Annotated in this window: 7 protein-coding genes; all 7 read left to right on the top strand. The window is 41.1% G+C overall.

The window, feature by feature from the left end; genetic code table 11:
* Positions 1 to 145 precede the first annotated feature (145 nt).
* Positions 146 to 589, top strand: coding sequence for a hypothetical protein (locus UF05_RS02740; RefSeq protein ID WP_045546345.1), 444 nt, complete (start codon positions 146 to 148; stop codon positions 587 to 589).
* A 616-nt stretch (positions 590 to 1,205) separates the two neighbouring features.
* Positions 1,206 to 1,679 carry a hypothetical protein gene (locus UF05_RS02745; RefSeq protein ID WP_048852149.1) on the top strand — a complete coding sequence of 158 codons (474 nt, stop codon included), beginning with the start codon at positions 1,206 to 1,208 and terminating at the stop codon, positions 1,677 to 1,679.
* Between the two features lie 189 nt (positions 1,680 to 1,868).
* Positions 1,869 to 2,126 (top strand): type II toxin-antitoxin system Phd/YefM family antitoxin, encoded by a 258-nt coding sequence (locus UF05_RS02750; protein ID WP_045546344.1) that lies wholly within the window; start codon positions 1,869 to 1,871, stop codon positions 2,124 to 2,126.
* Positions 2,114 to 2,416: a type II toxin-antitoxin system RelE/ParE family toxin gene (locus tag UF05_RS02755; protein ID WP_045546343.1), complete on the top strand. Its 303-nt coding sequence runs from the start codon at positions 2,114 to 2,116 to the stop codon at positions 2,414 to 2,416. Before UF05_RS02750 ends, UF05_RS02755 begins: the two co-directional genes overlap by 13 nt.
* Before the next feature lie 155 nt (positions 2,417 to 2,571).
* Complete coding sequence (locus tag UF05_RS02760) at positions 2,572 to 3,192, top strand: hypothetical protein (RefSeq protein WP_045546342.1); 621 nt, start codon at positions 2,572 to 2,574, stop codon at positions 3,190 to 3,192.
* 212 nt (positions 3,193 to 3,404) lie between these two features.
* Positions 3,405 to 3,686, top strand: a complete 282-nt coding sequence (locus UF05_RS02765) for a type II toxin-antitoxin system Phd/YefM family antitoxin (RefSeq protein ID WP_000086647.1) — start codon at positions 3,405 to 3,407, stop codon at positions 3,684 to 3,686.
* Entirely contained in the window at positions 3,683 to 3,970 is a 288-nt protein-coding gene (locus UF05_RS02770) for a type II toxin-antitoxin system RelE/ParE family toxin (protein ID WP_015296903.1), read from the top strand. Before UF05_RS02765 ends, UF05_RS02770 begins: the two co-directional genes overlap by 4 nt.
* The last annotated feature ends 220 nt before the right edge of the window (positions 3,971 to 4,190 follow it).

The following is a 4,190-nucleotide window of genomic DNA, read 5'->3' on the forward strand; positions in this document are numbered from 1 at the left end:
AAGAGCGAGAAGCCAATCAACGTGCAGCTATAAACTTAACAAAGCATTTAAGAGTGATTCGCAACGCTTGGCAGTTTCGCTTCGCTCAAGTATAGCCAAGCGCTGCTCACACCTTAATGCGGCGTTATAAGGCTGGGAGGTCTCGATGAGTGAAGTTGAAAAGATAGAGTTTGTGTCGTTAGGTGAGTTTAGAATGGGATGTGAAGGATATGGCCTAATTATTTCTACTACTCATGGTGCCATTGACATTTTCAAAGATGAAATTATCTCGGTAAATTCTCAAGATCCGGAGCGTGTCGTCATGCACTCAAAATGTGGCGATTATCTTCTAATCAACGGTGAGTTCGACCAGTATATTGTAGATATTAGAGAATTGCGTATAAGCGTCTATCGCACAACCATTCGGACTAATGGGATATGGTCGGAAGAGATAGCAGTATTTGGCAAAGAAAAAACTCATATAAATGGCTTTTCTCGTCACTACTATGTGCAGTTTCCTTTTGTAATTCAGCAAGACTTTAAAAAGACGTTATCTCATTACAAATCACTTAGAGAGCAACAACTATTGGAAATGGAGAGCGCCTTATAACAAAGCATTTAAGAGTGACTCACAACGCTTGGCGATTTCAGTTTAAACTCAGTTTTAGTGTTTAAGGTGCAATGGTTTGGGTTGGGTGTTTTGCGTTGTTCGCACCTTAATGCGGCGTTATGTTTAATCACGTAAAATCAGTTGGTTGCATCTTTTCTTTGCATTCTCGGCTATCTAATTTTGGTCTTGTCGGCAAGTTAACTTCAGTGTTCGCTGTTTTCTGGACTCCAATTCGTGGGCGTTAAAAATTCAGAGTGTTGCCTCATTTAAGTTCAGTGCGTTTGTGAGTCGAATGAAGCGATCTTAGTTGCAAAGTTTGAGCTCAAGTTTTCGGTTTCTCACGCTAACACTCAAAGTCATTACGACTAAATTTATGAGTTAATTCAGCCTTTTAGCGTCTGGTTTTGGTTTTCAAAGGTAAGTCGAGTTAAGCTCTTGGTATCGTAAAACTTAACCCTTTGAGTCTTAAACATAACAAGGCGTTTAAGCGGGATTCATGCCGCGTGGCATTTTGGGTTTGCAGTGAGTTTGGGTGGTGAAGGTGGTCTGCGGAAAGTTGGTTTATGCGGCATTCACCCCTTAACGCAGCGTTATGCACTTATAGAAAGGGACGGTCGTGATAGGTAGAAAGTGGACCTTTGAGGTTGGTGGAAAAACAAAAGATGAACTGTTGTTAAAGCTCTCAGAGAACAAAATTAGCTTCAACGCTTATGGAATACTTCTATTTATGTCAGAGCACTTCCTTACCAATAAAAACCCCAAAAATGTAACAGTAGTCGCCTTAAGAGTTGATGAACTTGGGTTTGAGGCGGGGGCTATTTATTCGGATATCATTGATGCAGCAATTTCTCGAGGTTTACAGCTTTGCTCCTTGGAGTTAGCTGCGAGTTTACGATTGCATCATTTAAAACAACAAGATGGTAATCAAATCACTGTCGCTTCACGTGCGGTCTTTGATGACGTAAATTATCCAAACGGTTTTTACCTGAGAGCTAATTGCGAAGAACTTTGGCTTAGAGGTTATCGCGCTAGCGACGATTGGGTTTGGGAAGCCGATAGTCTTTTCGCTTTTGTAGAACCACGTGCATAACAAGGCGTTTAAGCGGGATTCATGCCGCGTGGCATTTTTGGTATGCGGTTGTTTTTGGTGTTGAAAGTGGTCTGCGGAAGTTTGGTTTAGGCGGCATTCACCCCTTAACGCAGCGTTAGCCGTCATGGAGCTTGCTATGCTCAAAGTGATAGAATAGTATCACTTTAGTATTTCTTTGGAGCAGCTCTTATGAAAGTAGAACTAGTTACATCACTAAAACGTCAAGCAACCAAGATCCTCGCAGATCTTCATGACACTAAAGAACCAGTGTTAATTACCGAGCATGGTAAGCCATCTGCGTATCTAGTTGATGTTGATGATTACGAGTTTATGCAAAATCGTTTGGCGATTCTTGAGGGGATCGCTCGAGGTGAACGCGCACTAGCTGACGGTAAAGCGGTAAGTCATGATGAAGCCAAGGACAAAATGTCAAAATGGCTGAAATAATCTGGACTGAGCCAGCGTTATCTGACCTCAACGATATCGCAGAATACATCGCACTTGAAAATATTGTTGCTGCAAAGCAGTTAGTGCAAACGATTTTCTCCAAAGTCGAACGACTACAAACTTTCCCAGAGTCAGGTCGTATTCCACCAGAACTAGAACATTTAAGTTATCGTGAAGTTGTAGTTAATCCATGTCGTGTTTTCTATAAGCAAGACGGCGATAAGGTGTTTATTCTGTTTGTTATGTGTGCTGAGAGAGATTTACGCAAGTTCCTGTTGAGTAAGCAATAACCGTTGGGAATGAGCGGCTAACAAAGCGTTTAAGAGTGATTCGTAACGCGTGGCATTTTTGCCATGCGTTGGTTTCGGTGTTTACGGTGATATGCAGAGGTTTCCGTGTTGCGTTACTCACACCTTAACGCGGCGTTAAATGGCAAGAGGCTGTAATGATCGTGACAAAGTTTAAGTCCGAAAGGTCAGACGATAGAGAATTAAAATTAATGTCAGCGCAAATGGATGTCATTAGGTCTGGTGTCAGATCTTTGATCTATGCAAGGCAAATTAGTGAGCTAAAAAATAGTAATAACTGTTTTTGGGTATCAACTTGCAACGCGCATTATGGTCATTTCATTGAGTCTTGGGCTAAATGCTTTGGAAACTACAGTGAGGACACACACTGGAAAAAACTAGATGTTTATCGAGGTAGCTTCCGAAAAGAAATGTTCAAGGAACTTGATACTTATGAGGGTAAGTTCGTTGCTTACCTTAAGGAGGTACTTGCTTTAAGAAATGAGTTCTTTTCACACACAGATTTGTCGAAAGACTCAATTTCTTTGGACTTCCCAAAGCTTGATATAGCTTTGGACTTCCCAAAGCTTGATATAGCTTTGGACTCGTTTATTTTCCTCTACAAGGTTTTACAAAGACGTTTGTTAACTGCTGAGAGTCTGGTTGTAGACCGCGGACCACTTGATTTTAAAGTATGGATGTCAAATCTAGAAGAAGAGGCTGCTAAAGTAATTACGGTCGCTTATGACGCTAGTAAAAACATAGATGAGTACCAGTAAAAAGCCATTTAACAAGCAATTTAAGAGGGATTCACAACGCTTGGCATTTTTGCTTCTACTTCAAATTTAGTGTTTATGGCACAATGCTTTAAGTTTGGGTGGAGGCGTTGTTCACCCCTTAATTGGGCGTTATAACACAGAATCAACTTCTTGCTCAAAAGGATTAGTTGAACTATTATTTGTACGTTATTTTGTACTAATGGGAGTTCAATATGAGTCGTATTCATTTCGATCAAGATATTCAGCCTTTATCTGAGTTTCGTGCCGGTGTAGCTTCATACATCAAACAAATCAATGAGACTCGTCGTCCATTGGTTATTACGCAACGTGGCAAAGGTGTTGCTGTTGTTCTCGATGTTGCTGAGTATGAAGCAATGCAAGAGAAAATCGAATTACTGGAAGAAATGCGCACAGCAGAAGCTCAGTTAGCTTCTGGTCTCGGTGTTTCCAATGATGATGCGCGTGCTCAAGTACTTGGGCGCATTAAGAAATGAAAGTAGTCTGGTCTCCATTAGCACTTCAGAAACTAGGTGATGCAGCGGAGTTTATTTCTTTGGATAATCCACCTGCGGCAGAGAAGTGGGTAAACGAAGTTTTTGATAAAACTGAACTCCTTGGAAGTATGCCTGAAATGGGGCGGTTTGTTCCTGAAATGCCCCATACGAATTATCGTGAAATCATCTTTGGTCACTATCGTATTATCTACAGTTTAAGTCACGAAATTCGCGTACTAACAGTTCGTAATTGTCGTCAAATTTTATCGGAAGATGACGTGTAAAACTGTGTTATAACAAACTGTTTAAGAGTGATTCGCAACGCGTGGCATTTTTGCTATGCGTTGCGTTTAGTGTTTAAGGTGGCATGCGGAAGCATCGGTATTGCGTTGCTCACACCTTAACAGGGCGTTATGCGACTTTATTGGAGTAATTAACTAGTGGCAAAGAAAAAACCTCTATCCCATTATGTTCCCAAATTTAGCAACAAGTATTGGGCTGACG

The sequence above is a fragment of the Vibrio sp. S457-15 genome (assembly GCF_000960545.1).
GTDB classification, from domain to species: domain Bacteria; phylum Pseudomonadota; class Gammaproteobacteria; order Enterobacterales; family Vibrionaceae; genus Vibrio; species Vibrio parahaemolyticus.